The 15910-nt window shown below is 65.1% G+C and carries 14 protein-coding genes; 9 read left to right on the top strand and 5 right to left on the bottom strand.

Going from position 1 to position 15910, the window contains the following annotated elements; genetic code table 11:
- Positions 1-21: 21 nt before the first annotated feature.
- Positions 22-447 (bottom strand): DUF3619 family protein, encoded by a 426-nt coding sequence (locus tag AC5LXX_RS11805; RefSeq protein ID WP_124453052.1) that lies wholly within the window; start codon positions 445-447, stop codon positions 22-24.
- Positions 444-1007, bottom strand: a complete 564-nt coding sequence (locus AC5LXX_RS11800) for an RNA polymerase sigma factor (RefSeq protein ID WP_034190792.1) — start codon at positions 1005-1007, stop codon at positions 444-446. Before AC5LXX_RS11800 ends, AC5LXX_RS11805 begins: the two co-directional genes overlap by 4 nt.
- A gap of 355 nt (positions 1008-1362) precedes the next feature.
- Between AC5LXX_RS11800 and AC5LXX_RS11795 the strand changes: the two genes are divergently transcribed.
- From AC5LXX_RS11795 to AC5LXX_RS11770, 6 genes are all read left to right on the top strand, one after another.
- On the top strand, positions 1363-3126 hold the full coding sequence (locus AC5LXX_RS11795) for an acetolactate synthase 3 catalytic subunit (protein ID WP_042977362.1): 1764 nt from the start codon (positions 1363-1365) through the stop codon (positions 3124-3126).
- 111 nt (positions 3127-3237) lie between these two features.
- The gene (gene ilvN, locus AC5LXX_RS11790) at positions 3238-3729 is read left to right on the top strand and encodes an acetolactate synthase small subunit (protein WP_006398781.1); all 492 of its coding nucleotides are present in this window, start codon (positions 3238-3240) and stop codon (positions 3727-3729) included.
- Positions 3730-3833: 104 nt separating this feature from the next.
- Entirely contained in the window at positions 3834-4850 is a 1017-nt protein-coding gene (gene ilvC, locus AC5LXX_RS11785) for a ketol-acid reductoisomerase (RefSeq protein WP_034190794.1), read from the top strand.
- A gap of 127 nt (positions 4851-4977) precedes the next feature.
- Complete coding sequence (locus AC5LXX_RS11780) at positions 4978-5622, top strand: phosphatidylserine decarboxylase (protein ID WP_031401923.1); 645 nt, start codon at positions 4978-4980, stop codon at positions 5620-5622.
- Between the two features lie 15 nt (positions 5623-5637).
- Positions 5638-6510, top strand: coding sequence for a CDP-diacylglycerol--serine O-phosphatidyltransferase (pssA, locus tag AC5LXX_RS11775; RefSeq protein ID WP_089435395.1), 873 nt, complete (start codon positions 5638-5640; stop codon positions 6508-6510).
- 316 nt (positions 6511-6826) lie between these two features.
- A complete protein-coding gene (locus AC5LXX_RS11770; protein ID WP_493409572.1) occupies positions 6827-8371 on the top strand; it encodes a 2-isopropylmalate synthase in 1545 nt (514 codons plus the stop codon).
- Positions 8372-8443: 72 nt separating this feature from the next.
- Here AC5LXX_RS11770 and AC5LXX_RS11765 read toward each other — a convergent pair whose 3' ends face one another.
- The 3 genes from AC5LXX_RS11765 to AC5LXX_RS11755 all read right to left on the bottom strand — a co-directional run bounded on the left by AC5LXX_RS11765 (position 8444) and on the right by AC5LXX_RS11755 (position 11570).
- On the bottom strand, positions 8444-9994 hold the full coding sequence (locus tag AC5LXX_RS11765) for a SulP family inorganic anion transporter (RefSeq protein WP_493409571.1): 1551 nt from the start codon (positions 9992-9994) through the stop codon (positions 8444-8446).
- Between the two features lie 40 nt (positions 9995-10034).
- The gene (locus tag AC5LXX_RS11760) at positions 10035-10676 is read right to left on the bottom strand and encodes a carbonic anhydrase (protein ID WP_493409570.1); all 642 of its coding nucleotides are present in this window, start codon (positions 10674-10676) and stop codon (positions 10035-10037) included.
- 381 nt (positions 10677-11057) lie between these two features.
- Positions 11058-11570 (bottom strand): hypothetical protein, encoded by a 513-nt coding sequence (locus tag AC5LXX_RS11755; protein ID WP_176050381.1) that lies wholly within the window; start codon positions 11568-11570, stop codon positions 11058-11060.
- Between the two features lie 168 nt (positions 11571-11738).
- Here AC5LXX_RS11755 and AC5LXX_RS11750 point away from each other — a divergent pair, with 168 nt between their 5' ends.
- The 3 genes from AC5LXX_RS11750 (at position 11739) to pnp (ending at position 15813) form a co-directional block, all read left to right on the top strand.
- Positions 11739-12998 carry a branched-chain amino acid ABC transporter substrate-binding protein gene (locus AC5LXX_RS11750; RefSeq protein WP_493409569.1) on the top strand — a complete coding sequence of 420 codons (1260 nt, stop codon included), beginning with the start codon at positions 11739-11741 and terminating at the stop codon, positions 12996-12998.
- A gap of 107 nt (positions 12999-13105) precedes the next feature.
- Positions 13106-13375: a 30S ribosomal protein S15 gene (rpsO, locus tag AC5LXX_RS11745; protein ID WP_006398792.1), complete on the top strand. Its 270-nt coding sequence runs from the start codon at positions 13106-13108 to the stop codon at positions 13373-13375.
- A 290-nt stretch (positions 13376-13665) separates the two neighbouring features.
- Positions 13666-15813 carry a polyribonucleotide nucleotidyltransferase gene (gene pnp / locus AC5LXX_RS11740; RefSeq protein WP_493409568.1) on the top strand — a complete coding sequence of 716 codons (2148 nt, stop codon included), beginning with the start codon at positions 13666-13668 and terminating at the stop codon, positions 15811-15813.
- The last annotated feature ends 97 nt before the right edge of the window (positions 15814-15910 follow it).

Raw genomic sequence — 15910 nt, 5'->3', positions numbered from 1 at the left:
CGATCCCCTCGTTATTGTCTGTTAGTGAGCGCGCGAAAGATACGCGTTGAACCCGTGATCGAGATACGCGTTGAGCGGCAGGTCGTCGCTGAGCATCGCCGCGTCGATGTCGGCGAGTTCGGCGGTGCGCTGCATGTCTTCCCAGTAGGCGATGCCGACGAGCCCCGCGAGCAGCAGCGCCAGCGGCCACGCGCGCAGCAGGCGGCGCGCGAACGACGCCTGCGGGCGGCTCGCGGGTGCCGTGCCGTAGGCGCCGGCCGCGCCGGCAAAGGCCGGCACGAACACCGGCGCGGTCGCGGCTTCGGGCTTCTTGCGCGCGAGCGCGGCCCGGCGGGCGACGGCCAGACGGTCGGTGGTCGCGGCAGGCAGGGCGGCCGTGCGCTCGTCAAGCGCGCGGCGCACCTTCAGCGCGAATTCGTATTCTCGATTTGCGGGAGCGGAGCTCATAGCGTGATTCCTTTGGCCTTGAGCGCTTGCGCCAGTGTGTGTGTGGCCCGCGAGCAGTGCGTCTTCACGCTGCCCTCGGAGCACCCCATTGCGGCGGCAGTCTCGGCGACATCCATATCTTCCCAATAACGCATCAGGAACGCTTCCCGTTGACGCGCCGGAAGCTTCTGGATTTCTTCGTCGATCAGGGCCAGAACCTGCTCTCTTTCGAGGCGGTGCTCGCTGCTCTCGACGCCCGCGTTGTCGTCCGCGGATTCGAGTGTTTCGAGCGGGTCGAAGTCTTCGTCGTCGGTATTGTTCAGCGACGAGAAGAGCGTGACCCAGGTGTTGCGGACTTTCTGCCGGCGAAACCAGTCGTGGACCGTGTTCTGCAGGATCCGCTGAAAAAGCAGCGGCAATTCGGCCGCCGGCCGGTCGCCGTACTTTTCGGCGAGCTTGATCATCGCGTCCTGCACGATGTCGAGCGACGCATCGTCGTCACGCACGGCGTACGCGGCCTGCTTGAACGCGCGCCTTTCGACGCCCGCCAGAAAGTCGGCGAGTTCCTTGTCTGATGCCATTCCGTGAAGGTATGCGCTGCGGGCCGCTGCGTGGTGAAAAAGGTCGAAAAATTTCGTAAAACCCGCGGATGCTATCAAATTTTCGTGCCGCTTGGCACCGGGGCGGGCGCTGTACGTTGCGCGCGAGCCGCGGCGGCGGGGCGCCGGGCGGCGCGCATGATGCGGTGCGGGATATTTTGCTTGACGACCCAATCGCGACCCGCTATCGTCAACGATTCGCAACATGAAGTGATGGTCTCATTTGAGGCTGGCCCAAGAAGCCCGCCCTTCAAACTGGACGCGCCGCTTGAACCCGAGCCACAAGCCCGGCAGAGAGCACCCGATCAATTTTTTGCCGAAAATTCGAAAGGTCAAAATGAACATGCCCAGCGCGGAATTCTCCACGTCGGAACCCCTTTCCCCTCCCGATAGCGACTCCATCGGCGGCACCGTGCTGATGAAGGCACTCGCCGACGAAAACGTCGAATTCATCTGGGGCTACCCCGGCGGCTCGGTTCTCTACATCTACGACGAGCTGTACAAGCAGGACAAGATTCAGCACGTGCTGGTGCGCCATGAACAGGCGGCCGTGCACGCAGCCGATGCGTATGCGCGTTCCACCGGCAATGTCGGCGTCTGTCTCGTGACGTCGGGCCCCGGTGTCACCAACGCGGTGACCGGCATCGCAACGGCCTACATGGATTCGATCCCGATGGTCGTGATCAGCGGCCAGGTGCCGACTGCCGCGATCGGCCAGGATGCTTTCCAGGAATGCGACACCGTTGGCATCACGCGTCCGTGCGTGAAGCACAACTTCCTCGTGAAGGACGTGCGCGACCTCGCGGAAACCGTCAAGAAGGCGTTCTACATTGCCCGTACCGGCCGTCCGGGCCCGGTGCTGATCGACATCCCGAAGGACATCTCGAAGACGCCGTGCCAGTACGAGCCCGTCAAGAGCGTGTCGCTGCGTTCGTACAATCCCGTCACGAAGGGCCATTCGGGCCAGATCCGCAAGGCCGTGTCGCTGCTGCTGACGGCCAAGCGTCCGTACATCTACACGGGCGGCGGCATCATCCTCGCCGACGCGTCGCGTGAGCTGAACCAGTTCGCGGACCTGCTCGGCTACCCGGTCACGAACACGCTGATGGGCCTCGGCGGCTATCGCGCGTCGGACAAGAAATTCCTCGGCATGCTCGGCATGCACGGCACCTACGAAGCGAACATGGCGATGCAGCACTGCGACGTGCTGATCGCGATCGGTGCCCGCTTCGACGATCGCGTGATCGGCGACCCGGCGCACTTCGCGTCGCGTCCGCGCAAGATCATCCACATCGACATCGACCCGTCGTCGATCTCGAAGCGCGTGAAGGTCGACATCCCGATCGTCGGCGACGTGAAGGAAGTGCTGAAGGAACTGATCGAGCAGCTGCAGACGGCCGAGCACGGCCCCGACACCGAGGCGCTCGCGCAATGGTGGAAGGACATCGAGGGCTGGCGCTCGAAGGACTGCCTGAAGTACGACCGCGAAAGCGAGATCATCAAGCCGCAATACGTGGTGGAGAAGGCGTGGGAGCTGACGGACGGCAATGCGTTCGTGTGCTCGGACGTCGGCCAGCACCAGATGTGGGCTGCGCAGTTCTACCGATTCAACAAGCCGCGTCGCTGGATCAACTCCGGCGGCCTCGGCACGATGGGCTTCGGCCTGCCGGCAGCGATGGGCGTCAAGATGGCGCACCCGGACGACGACGTGCTGTGCATCACGGGCGAAGGCTCGATCCAGATGTGCATCCAGGAACTGTCGACCTGCCTGCAGTACGACACGCCCGTGAAGATCATTTCGCTGAACAACCGCTACCTCGGCATGGTCCGCCAGTGGCAGCAGATCGAATACAGCAAGCGCTATTCGCATTCGTACATGGATGCGCTGCCGGATTTCGTGAAGCTCGCCGAAGCGTACGGCCATGTGGGCTTGCGGATCGAAAAGACCTCGGATGTGGAGCCGGCGCTGAAGGAAGCGCTGCGCCTGAAGGATCGCACCGTGTTTCTCGACTTCCAGACCGATCCGACCGAAAACGTCTGGCCGATGGTACAGGCCGGCAAGGGCATCACCGAGATGCTGCTCGGATCGGAAGACCTGTAACGGCGCGACGCGCGCCCGGCCGGATGCGGCCGCCTTCACGAAGGGCGGTGCGGCACGCGGCGGCGCGCGGCGCGAGTGAATCGACACGGACACATTCTGGAAGAAGCGAACATGAGACACATCATTTCCGTCCTGCTGGAGAACGAACCGGGCGCGCTGTCGCGCGTGGTCGGCCTGTTCTCCGCACGCGGCTACAACATCGAAACCTTGACGGTGGCGCCGACCGAAGACCAATCGCTGTCGCGGCTCACCATCGTTTCCATTGGCTCCGACGACGTGATCGAACAGATCACGAAGCATCTGAACCGCCTGATCGAGGTGGTGAAAGTGGTGGACCTGACCGACGGTGCACACATCGAACGCGAGCTGATGCTGATCAAGGTACGTGCAGTGGGCAAGGAGCGCGAAGAAATGAAGCGGATGTCGGACATTTTCCGCGGCCGCATCATCGACGTGACCGAAAAGACCTACACGATCGAATTGACGGGCGCGAGCGACAAGCTCGACGCATTCATCCAGGGGCTGGACGCGGGCGCGATCCTGGAGACCGTGCGCACCGGCAGCTCCGGCATCGGGCGCGGCGAGCGCATCCTGAAGGTGTGATGCCGAAATTGCCATAGAGGCACGCCGGGTGCGCCGTCATGTCCCGGCCCGCAGTACTCCATCCGAACGAATTGTTGAATTTTTGAATTAGCGAAGGAACCATCATGAACGTTTTCTACGACAAAGACGCCGACCTCTCCCTCATCAAGGGCAAGCAAGTCACGATCATCGGCTACGGCTCGCAAGGCCATGCACACGCGCTGAACCTGAAGGAAAGCGGCGTGAACGTGACGGTCGGCCTGCGCAAGGACGGCGCGTCGTGGAGCAAGGCCGAAAACGCCGGGCTGTCGGTCAAGGAAGTCGCGGAAGCGGTGAAGGGCGCAGACGTCGTCATGATGCTGCTGCCGGACGAGCAGATCGCCGACGTGTACGCGAAGGAAGTGCACGCGAACATCAAGCAAGGCGCGGCGCTGGCATTCGCGCACGGCTTCAACGTCCACTACGGCCAGGTGATCCCGCGCGCTGACCTCGACGTGATCATGATCGCGCCGAAGGCACCGGGCCACACCGTGCGCGGCACGTACTCGCAAGGTGGCGGCGTGCCGCACCTGATCGCGGTTGCGCAGAACAAGTCGGGCGCGGCACGCGACATCGCGCTGTCGTACGCGGCAGCGAACGGCGGCGGCCGTGCCGGCATCATCGAGACGAACTTCCGTGAAGAGACCGAAACCGACCTGTTCGGCGAGCAGGCCGTGCTGTGCGGCGGTACCGTCGAGCTGATCAAGGCCGGCTTCGAGACGCTGGTCGAAGCAGGCTACGCGCCGGAAATGGCGTACTTCGAGTGCCTGCACGAACTGAAGCTGATCGTCGACCTGATCTACGAAGGCGGCATCGCGAACATGAACTACTCGATCTCGAACAACGCCGAATACGGCGAGTACGTGACGGGCCCGCGTGTCGTCACGGAAGAGACGAAGAAGGCGATGAAGCAGTGCCTGACCGACATCCAGACGGGCGAGTACGCGAAGAGCTTCATTCTCGAGAACAAGGCAGGCGCACCGACGCTGCAGTCGCGCCGTCGCCTGACGGCCGAGCACCAGATCGAACAGGTCGGTGCGAAGCTGCGTGCGATGATGCCGTGGATCGCGAAGAACAAGCTCGTCGACCAGACGAAGAACTAAGCACCGCGTGCTGTTTCGGCCCTTCGAGTGGAGGGTCGGTATCAAAAAGCCGTCCGAAGGCAGCAGTGCCCCGGGCGGCTTTTGCTATCCTACGGGCTTTGCAATTCACCGAACACAGAACGAATCCATGAACTATCCTCATCCGATCATCGCGCGCGAAGGCTGGCCGTTCATCGCGATTGCTGCCGTCATCGCGCTGTTGATCCACGCCGTCGGGGGCTTCGGCTTCGCGTGGCCGTTCTGGCTGCTGCTCGTCTTCGTCGTCCAGTTCTTCCGCGATCCGCAGCGCCCGATCCCCGCGCAGCCGAATGCGGTGCTGTGCCCGGCAGACGGCCGCATCGTCGCGGTCGAGACCGCACAAGACCCGTACGCGAACCGTGAAGCGCTGAAGATCAGCGTGTTCATGAATGTATTCAATGTCCACTCGCAGCGTTCGCCGGTCGATGGCGCGATCACCAAGGTCGAGTACTTCCCGGGCGCGTTCCTGAACGCGGCGATCGACAAGGCGTCGACCGAGAACGAGCGCAATGCGGTCGTGATCCAGACGGCAAGCGGCAAGACCGTCACCGCCGTGCAGATCGCAGGCCTCGTCGCCCGCCGGATCCTCTGCTACGTCCGGGCCGGCGAGCCGCTGTCGCGCGGCCAGCGCTACGGTTTCATCCGCTTCGGTTCGCGCGTCGACGTGTACCTGCCGCTCGGCAGCCGCGCGAAGGTGTCGATCGGCGAGAAGGTCTACGCGTCGTCGACGATCCTCGCCGAGCTCGAGCAGTAAGCGGCGGGGCGCACGATGGCCGCATTCAAACCGCGTCGGCCGCGTAACGGCTCCGGTCAGACGCCACGCCCGTTCCGCCGCAACAAGGTGATGGCGCCCGATGCGGCGCCGCTCGAGAGCCGCCGCGCCGCGCGCCAGCGGTTCCTGAAGACGCGCGGCATCTACCTGCTGCCGAACGCATTCACGACCGCTGCGCTGTTCTGCGGCTTCTTCGCGGTCGTGCAGGCGATGAACGTGCGCTTCGAGATCGCCGCGATCGCGATTTTCGTCGCGATGGTGCTCGACGGGATGGACGGGCGCGTCGCACGCATGACGCACACGCAGAGCGCGTTCGGCGAGCAGTTCGACAGCCTGTCGGACATGGTGTCGTTCGGCGTCGCGCCCGCGCTCGTGATGTACGAGTGGGTGCTGAAGGATCTCGGCCGCTGGGGCTGGCTCGCCGCGTTCGTCTACTGCTCGGGCGCCGCGCTGCGTCTCGCGCGCTTCAACACGAACATCGGCGTGGTCGACAAGCGCTTCTTCCAGGGGCTGCCGAGCCCGGCCGCCGCCGCGCTGATCGCGGGCTTCGTGTGGCTCGCGACCGACAACCGCGTGCCGATGAAGCTCGGCTGGCTGCCGTGGGTCGCGTTCGTGCTGACGATCTACGCGGGCGTGACGATGGTGTCGAACGCGCCGTTCTACAGCGGCAAGGCGCTCGACGTGCGGCACCGCGTGCCGTTCGCGGCGATCCTGCTGGTCGTCGTCGCGTTCGTGCTCGTGTCGTCCGATCCGCCGCTGATGCTGTTCTGCCTGTTCGTGCTGTACGGGCTGTCCGGCTATGTGTTCTGGGCCTACATGGCCGTCCGCGGGCGCGCGAATCCGGCGCGCTCGTCGCAACGCGATCACTGACGCGCGATTGACCCGGAAACGGCGGCTTCGAGGCCGCCGTTTTTATTTGCTCCCTTTTTCGCGCCGGGGCGCGGGAATCCCCGGGCGGCGTCCGATTGCGCGGTCACCGGAATGCCGCTATAGTCTTCGGCATGACTGCATTTTCCCGCCTCTCCCTCCTTCTAGCCGGTGCGCCGCTACGCGCGCTAGCTTTGGCGCGCCTGCCGCGCTGACCGTTCTCGCCCCCCGTCTCAAGCCTCGTCTGTTGTTGAGCGTCGCCAGCGGTGGCGCGATCTCGTTACGTTTGACTTCCGTATAAAGAGCCCTGGAGCCCCCCATGACAGACAAGCTGATCATTTTCGATACGACGTTGCGTGACGGCGAACAATCGCCCGGTGCGTCGATGACGAAGGAAGAGAAAATCCGCATCGCGAAGAACCTCGAGCGGATGAAGGTCGACGTGATCGAAGCCGGCTTCGCGGCCAGCTCGAACGGCGACTTCGACGCGATCCACACGATCGCCGGTCTCGTGAAGGACAGCACGATCTGCTCGCTGGCGCGGGCCAACGACAAGGACATCCAGCGCGCCGCCGACGCGCTGAAGCCGGCCAACAGCTCGCGGATCCACACGTTCATCGCGACGTCGCCGCTGCACATGGAAAAGAAGCTGCGGATGACGCCGGACCAGGTGTTCGAGCAGGCGCGTCTCGCGGTGCGTTTCGCGCGCAAGTTCACTGACAACGTCGAATTCTCGCCGGAAGACGGCAGCCGTTCGGATCTCGATTTCCTGTGCCGCGTGCTGGAAGCCGTGATCGCGGAAGGCGCGACGACGATCAACATCGCCGACACGGTCGGCTACGGCGTGCCGGAGCTCTACGGCAACCTCGTGAAGACGCTGCGCGAGCGCATTCCGAACTCGGACAAGGCGATCTTCTCGGTGCACTGCCACAACGACCTCGGGATGGCGGTCGCGAACTCGCTGGCCGGCGTGAAGATCGGCGGTGCGCGCCAGATCGAGTGCACGATCAACGGGCTCGGCGAGCGCGCGGGCAACACGTCGCTCGAAGAAATCGTGATGGCCGTGAAGACGCGCAAGGACTACTTCGGTCTCGACGTCGGCATCGACACGTCGCAGATCGTGCCGACGTCGAAGCTCGTGTCGCAGATCACCGGTTTCGTCGTGCAGCCGAACAAGGCGGTGGTCGGCGCGAACGCGTTCGCGCACGCGTCGGGCATCCACCAGGACGGCGTGCTGAAGGCACGCGACACCTACGAGATCATGCGCGCGGAAGACGTGGGCTGGACTGCGAACAAGATCGTGCTCGGCAAGCTGTCGGGTCGTAACGCGTTCAAGCAGCGCCTGCAGGAACTCGGCGTGTCGCTCGACAGCGAAGCCGAACTGAACGCCGCGTTCATGCGCTTCAAGGATCTGGCCGACCGCAAGGCCGAGATCTTCGACGAGGACATCATCGCGATCGTCTCCGAAGAGTCGTCGCTCGCGCACGAGCAGGAGCACTACAAGTTCGTGTCGCTGTCGCAGCGCTCGGAAACGGGCGAGCAGCCGCAGGCGAAGGTCGTGTTCGCGGTCGAAGGCCAGGAAGTGACGGGCGAGGCGCGCGGCAACGGCCCGGTCGACGCGACGTTCAATGCGATCGAAGGTGAAGTCGGCAGCGGGTCCGAATTGCTGCTGTACTCGGTGAACGCCATCACGACCGGCACGCAGGCGCAGGGCGAGGTGACCGTCCGCCTGTCGAAGAGCGGGCGGATCGTCAATGGCGTCGGCACGGATCCGGACATCGTCGCCGCATCGGCGAAGGCGTATATCTCCGCGCTGAACAAGCTGCATTCGAAGGACGACAAGCTCAACCCGCAGCGCTCGTAAGCGCCGCGCGCTGCGCCTCTCCGGAACGCCCCGTGCGGCCCTGCGCCGCCGGGGCGTTTTTTCATCTGCCGCTCATTCGGCGGCCGGCGCGCGGAACAGCCAGCGGCGCGTCGCGGGGCGCGGTGCCGGGCTGCGCCGGCGGAACTCGACCGCGATCCCGCGACGCGGCGCATCGGCGACGAACGCCTCGAGCAGCTCGAGCACGTCGTGATCGATGTAGTCGGCGCGTGTCGCGTCGATGATCACCGCCGCGCGGTCCGGAATGTGCCGCAGGTGGTGCTTGACCTGCACCTTGCCGAGGAACGACACGTCCTTGCGGAACGACAGCAGGAAGTGGTCGTCGTGCTGCGCGAGCGTGACGGGGCTCTTCAGGTTCGCGACGGCGACCGCCAGCACGCTGCACGCGAGGCCGAGCGCGATGCCGAACAGCAGGTCGACCGAGAGCACACCGATGATCGTCGCCGCGAACGGCACGAACGCGGCCGGGCCTTGCTTCATCACCGAACGGAACAGCGCCGGCTTCGCGAGCTTGAAGCCCGTGTGGATCAGGATCGCGGCCAGGCTCGCGAGCGGGATCAGGTTGATGAGGCCGGTGAGCGCGAACACGCTCGCGAGCAGCAAAATCCCGTGGACGATGGCCGACATCCGGCTTTGCGCGCCCGCGTTGACGTTAACCGAGCTGCGTACGATCACCGACGTGATCGGCAGGCCGCCGACCGCGCCCGCGACGAGATTGCCGACACCCTGGGCCTTCAGCTCGCGATCGGGCTGCACCGGCCGGCGCTTCGGGTCGATCTGCTCGACTGCTTCGAGGCTCAGCAGCGTCTCGAGGCTCGCGACGACCGCGAGCGTGATCGCGACGCGCCACACGTCCGGATTGACGAGCTGCGCGAAATTCGGCCCGAGCTCCGCGTGCTTGAGCGAGGCAGCGAGCGCCGCGAACGACCCGAGCTCGGGCAGCGTCACGCGATGGGCGGCGCCCGGCGCAACGGCCGGCGCGACGAAACCCAGCACGAGCGTCGCGCCGATCCCGAGCACGACGACTGCGAGCGGCGCGGGTACCGAGCGCACCAGCGCGAAGCGGCGCAGTACAGGCGTGTCCCACGCGATCAGCAGCGCGAGCGACGCGAGCGCGATAGCCGTGGCGGCCCATGCGACCGGCAGGCCCGGCCAGTTCGCAAACGGTTGCGCGGCCGAGCCGCCGATGCCGAACGCGAACGGAATCTGCTTCACGATCAGCAGCAGGCCGATCGCGGCGAGCATGCCCTTGATGACGGGCGACGGCACGTAGGCGGCGAAGCGGCCGGCGCGCAGCATGCCGAACCCGAACTGCAGCACGCCGGACAGCAGCACCGCGAGCAGGAACGCGGAGAAGCTGCCGAGTTGCGCGATCCCTTCGACGACGATCACGACGAGGCCGGCGGCCGGCCCGCTGACGGACAGCGACGAGCCGCTCAGCAGCGCGACGATGATGCCGCCGACGATGCCGGACACGAGCCCGGCGAACGGCTCGACGCCCGAGGCGTTGGCGATGCCGAGACAGAGCGGCAGTGCGACGAGGAAAACGACGATGCCGGCGACGATGTCGCGCGGCAGGGTGGACAAGCGCTCGTTCAGTTTCATGGTTGGGGCGATTTCATTGGCGTTGGGGCGGGGGGATGCATCAGCCGAGCGCGTCGGCGGTTGCGGCCAGCGCGGGTTCGACGTCGACGGGCGCCGCCGCGTAGCCCGAATCGAGCTCCAGCAGGCGACCGTCGGCGAGCGAGAAGATCCAGCCATGCACGAGCGGCGGCCGCTCGCGGCCGCGCACGATCGGCGACGCGCGCAGCAGCCGTACCTGTTCGAGCACGTTCAGTTCGGCGAGGCGATCGGCGGCGGCCGTGTCGTCGAGCCCGTCGAGCGTGTCGCGATGGCGCCGTGCGAGCGCGCAAAGCGGTGCGATGCGGCGCGCGACGTGCGGCAGGTCGGCCGGCGGCGGCAGCAGCGACGCGCGCACGCCGCCGCAGCCGTAATGCCCGCACACGATCACGTGGTCGACCTTCAGCACGCGCACCGCGTACTCGAGCACGCTGGCGGAATTGTCGTCGTCGGGGTGGAACAGGTTCGCGATGTTGCGATGGACGAACAGTTCGCCGGGCGCGCAGTGCGTGATGGTTTCGGCCGGCACGCGGCTGTCGGCGCAGCCGATCCACAGTACGCGCGGGTTCTGGCCGCGCGCGAGCGCGTCGAAGAAGCCGGGCGAGTGTTCACGCGTCTCGCGGGCCCAGGCAATGTTGGCAACCAGCATGCTCTTGGGGCGATTCATGAGGACTCCTTTGTGACCAAGGCAAATAAATATCGATGAAATGACGCAATCGCAATCTTTCTGAATTGAAAGGTTCAGTTTCGACTGATATTAGGGGTATGCCCTAGCACTCCGGGTGCAATGAAACAAATTGTTTCAAATTGATTTGGCGTAGTGCATCGTGTGCACCAACCCAACGCATGACATGCACTGGATATGCCTGATTCGGCGCAATGGCCCGCATGACGGGGCGTTCAGCGGATTGCCATCGGCATGTCATCAATCGGAAAAGTTTTCCGCAATAATCCCCGAATTAAATAAGGCAGCGGAAAAAAGGAAATGGCCATTCCACAATAATTCGTGAATGGCCATTGTGATAATTGCGCGTAAATGCGTAATCGGTCAGAACAGGTTGCGGCGATCGGGATCGTGCAGCGGGTCCGGGGTTTTCTGCGTGATGCGCAGGATGCCCTGCGGATCGAAATAGAAGCTGTACATCATGTACCAGACGTTGTCCTCGAGATACCGGTACGTCCACACCTCGCGCTTCATCAGCGGGAAGTAGGACGTCTCGACCGGGCGTCCGAAATTGACGAGCACGTCGGTCTTCGTCCATTTGCCGATTTCCGCGCGATAGAACTCGCTCGGCTGCAGCACCTGGCGCACGTTGACGATCTTGTGGGCAGCGTCGACATCGGCCGCGATCGTGATCTCGCCCATCGGCTGGGTCGGCCACATCAGTCGCTTGCCGCCGCCGGGCAGGTCATAGATCTCGCGCGGCGGGCCCATGCGCGCGACGATCGCCGACTCGTCCTGGCCGGCCTGGTATTGCTGCCACGGTTGCGCGCAACCGGCCAGCAGTGCGGCGGCACAGGCGACCAGCACCGGCAGGCGCGCGGGAATGCGAATGCGCATGGGATTCTCCAGAACACGGAAACAGGCCCCGTTGTATCACGGACGGCGCGCGACGGTGCATCGCCCGGAAAAAATCGGTGCGGATCGCCGGCAGGGCTGGGCTTGCGGGCGGCGGGCGCGCCGGCCTATGATCCGCGCTTCTCGGGCAGATTGAAGGGCAGGTGGCCGATGCAGGGTTGGAAGCGGTGCGCGCTCGCGTGGAGCGCAGGATGGATGCTCGTGTCGTGCGCGTTTGCCGGTGGCGAGCCCGTGCGGATCGCGCTGATCGAAGGGATGTCGGGCCCGTTCGCGAACGCGGGCGCGGCGGTCGAGCGCAACCTGCGCTTCGGCGTCGAGCAGGTCAACGCGGCGGGCGGCGTGAAGCTGCGCGACGGCACCCACCCGCTCGAACTCGTCGTGCTCGACAGCAAGGGCAGCCCGGAGGAGGCGCTCGTGCAGCTGCGCGCGGCTGCGGACCGCCATATCGGCTTCGTTGCGCAGGGCAACAGCTCGGCCGTCGCGGCTGCGCTCGTCGCGGCGCTCGACAAGCTGAACGCGCGCGACCCGGACAGCCGGATGCTGTTCCTGAACTATTCGGCCGACGATCCCGCGCTGACCGGTGCGCGCTGCAGCTTCTGGCATTTCCGCTTCGATGCGCACGCGGGCATGCGGATGGCCGCGCTCGCGGACGTGATGGCGCGCGACCGCGCACTGCGCAAGGTCTATCTGCTGAACCAGGACTACAGCTTCGGCCACGACGTCAGCGCGCTCGCGCGGCAGGCGCTGGCCGCGCGGCGCCCGGACGTGACGATCGCCGGCGACGAATTCCACCCGATCGGCCGGATCAAGGATTTCGCGCCGTATATCGCGAAGATCCGCGCGAGCGGAGCCGACGCCGTCGTGACCGGCAACTGGGGCAACGATCTCACGCTGCTCGTGAAGGCGGCGCGCGAGCAGGGGCTGAACGCGAAGTTCTACACGTTCTACGGCAACAGCCTCGGCGCGCCGGCCGCGCTGGGCGACGCCGGCGTCGGGCGCGTCGTGGCCGTGGCCGACTGGCACCCGAACGCGGGCGGCGCGAAATCGGACGCGTTCTACCGCGCGTTCCGGACCCGTTTCCCGGCCACGCAGGACGACTATCCGGTGCGGAGGATGAGCCTGATGATCGAGATGCTGGCCGCCGCGATGAACCGCGCGGGGTCGGCCGACCCCGTCGCGGTCGCGCGGGCGCTCGAGGGTTTGTCGTTCGACGACGGTTTCCATGCGTCGCGGATGCGCGCGCAGGATCACCAGTTGATCCAGCCCCTTTATGTGATGGAGATGGACAAGGCCGGCACGCCGGGCGTGCGCTTCGACAACGAGGGGTCGGGCTATGGCTTCCGGACGGTGCTGGCGGTGCCGGCGCAGCGCACGGAGATGCCGTCCGCATGCTCGATGACGCGTCCGTGACAGGAGGCGGTAAGAACGGCGAGGAGTTGTGCTACAATGCCCGCCGGTTGTAAGTCACGGCACGGCCATTCTTCCGTGTCCGCCTGTTCAGTTAGAAAGGAAATCACATGTCTGTTGCAGATATCAAGAAGTCGGAAGTCGTTGCTCAGTTCGCCCGCGGTACCAACGACACGGGGTCGCCCGAAGTCCAGGTCGCACTGCTGACCGCACGTATCGTCGAACTGACGGGTCACTTCAAGACCCATGCGAAGGATCACCACAGCCGCCGCGGCCTGCTGCGCATGGTGAGCCGCCGCCGCAAGCTGCTCGACTACCTCAAGGGCAAGGATGCCGACCGTTACCGCGCACTGATCGAGAAGCTGGGTCTGCGTAAGTAATCGAGGCGATTGCCGCCAGCAAGATGCCTGTGTCAGTCCGCTGATACAGGCATTTTGTTTTTGCGCGGTGCGTAGCGTCACGCGCATCGCAGGCTGTCCGGCCCGTTCGTCCGGGGCAGCCGCAACGGCCGATACCGGGGCAGGATTTGTGTCATTCCAGCGCGTCGCTGCGCGAGCGCCGCGCTGGAATGGCATAAAAAACACACCTTGCTCCGGGTGATTCGGCCGGGACGCCGCCGTGCCGGATGGCCGGCGCGGCGAATGAAATGCATGAATACAAAGGAGCAACCATGTCCATGTTCAACAAGGTCGTGAAGGAATTCCAGTGGGGCCAGCACAAGGTGCGCCTCGAAACCGGTGAAGTCGCTCGCCAGGCGAGCGGTGCGGTGATCGTCGACGTTGAAGACACCGTCGTGCTGGCAACCGTCGTCGGCGCGAAGTCGGCGAAGCCGGGTCAGGACTTCTTCCCGCTGACCGTCGATTACCTCGAGAAGACCTACTCGGCCGGCAAGATCCCGGGCGGCTTCTTCCGCCGCGAAGGCCGTCCATCGGAGCACGAGACGCTGACGTCGCGCCTGATCGACCGTCCGCTGCGCCCGCTGTTCCCGGAAGGCTTCTACAACGAAGTCCAGGTCGTGATCCACGTGCTGTCCGTGAACCCGGAAATCCCGGCGGACATTCCCGCGCTGATCGGCGCATCGGCTGCGCTCGCCGTGTCGGGCCTGCCGTTCAACGGCCCGGTCGGTGCCGCACGCGTGGCTTACATCGACAACGCATATGTGCTGAACCCGACGCGTGACCAGATCAAGGCGTCGAGCCTCGACCTCGTCGTCGCAGGTACGGAACGCGCCGTGCTGATGGTCGAGTCGGAAGCCGACCAGCTGTCGGAAGAAGTGATGCTGGGCGCCGTGGTGTTCGGCCACGAGCAAATGCAGGTCGCGATCGACGCGATCCACGAACTGGTCCGCGAAGGCGGCAAGCCCGAGTGGGACTGGCAGCCGGCGCCGAAGAACGAAGCGCTGATCGCGCGCGTGACCGAGCTGGCACAAAACGACCTGCTCGCTGCTTATCAGCTCCGCGACAAGCAAGCGCGTTCGGCGAAGCTGAAGGAAGTCTACTCGGCGACCTCGGCGAAGCTCGAGGAAGAGGCGCTGGCGGCCGGTACGGTCGCGGCCGACAAGGCTACCGTCGGCAACGTGCTGTTCGACATCGAGGCAAAGATCGTCCGTTCGCAGATCCTGAACGGCGAGCCGCGTATCGACGGCCGCGACACGCGCACCGTGCGCCCGATCGAAATCCGCACCGGTGTGCTGCCGCGTACCCACGGCTCGGCGCTGTTCACGCGCGGCGAGACGCAGGCGCTGGTCGTCGCGACGCTCGGCACGAAGGGTGACGAGCAGATCATCGACGCGCTCGAAGGCGAATACCGCGAGCGCTTCATGCTCCACTACAACATGCCCCCGTTCGCGACCGGTGAAACGGGCCGCGTCGGCTCGCCGAAGCGCCGCGAAATCGGCCACGGCCGCCTCGCGAAGCGCGCGCTGGTCAAGTGCCTGCCGAGCGCCGACGAATTCGGCTACTCGATCCGCGTCGTGTCGGAAATCACCGAATCGAACGGCTCGTCGTCGATGGCATCGGTATGCGGCGGCTGCCTCGCGCTGATGGACGCCGGCGTGCCGATGAAGGCGCACGTCGCGGGTATCGCGATGGGCCTGATCCTCGAAGGCAACAAGTTCGCGGTGCTGACCGACATCCTCGGCGACGAAGATCACCTCGGCGACATGGACTTCAAGGTGGCCGGCACGGAGCAAGGCGTGACGGCACTGCAGATGGACATCAAGATCCAGGGCATCACGAAGGAAATCATGCAGGTCGCGCTCGCGCAGGCGAAGGAAGGCCGCATGCACATCCTCGGCAAGATGACGTCGGCAGTCTCGGGTGCGAACACGCAACTGTCGGAATTCGCGCCGCGCATGATCACGATCAAGATCAACCCGGAAAAGATCCGCGACGTGATCGGCAAGGGCGGTTCGGTGATCCGCGCGCTGACGGAAGAAACGGGCACGACAATCGACATCTCCGATGACGGCGTCGTGACGATCGCGAGCACGAACAGCGACGGCATGGCCGAAGCGAAGAAGCGCATCGAGCAAATCACGGCCGAGATCGAAGTCGGCCAGGTGTACGAAGGCACGGTGCTCAAGCTGCTCGATTTCGGTGCGATCGTGAACCTGCTGCCGGGCAAGGACGGCCTGCTGCACATCTCGGAAATCGTCAACGAGCGCGTGAAGGACATCAACGACTACCTGAAGGAAGGTCAGCAGGTCAAGGTCAAGGTCATTCAGACGGACGAGAAGGGCCGTGTGCGCCTGTCGGCCAAGGCGCTGCTGAACGAAGCAGCCGCGGCAGCGCAGTCGGACACGCCGCCGCAGCAGTAAGCGGACGGGCGGACCAACGGCCGGCAGTGCGAAAGCGCGCCGGCCGTTTTTTCTGTAGCATCGTTGTGCGGCGCAGCAGCGCCGGCGAGGCGCTCGT

It is taken from the genome of Burkholderia torrens (assembly GCF_984668525.1).
Note: the sequence above shows the minus strand (reverse complement) of the source record. Positions and strands in the feature narration are given on the sequence as shown.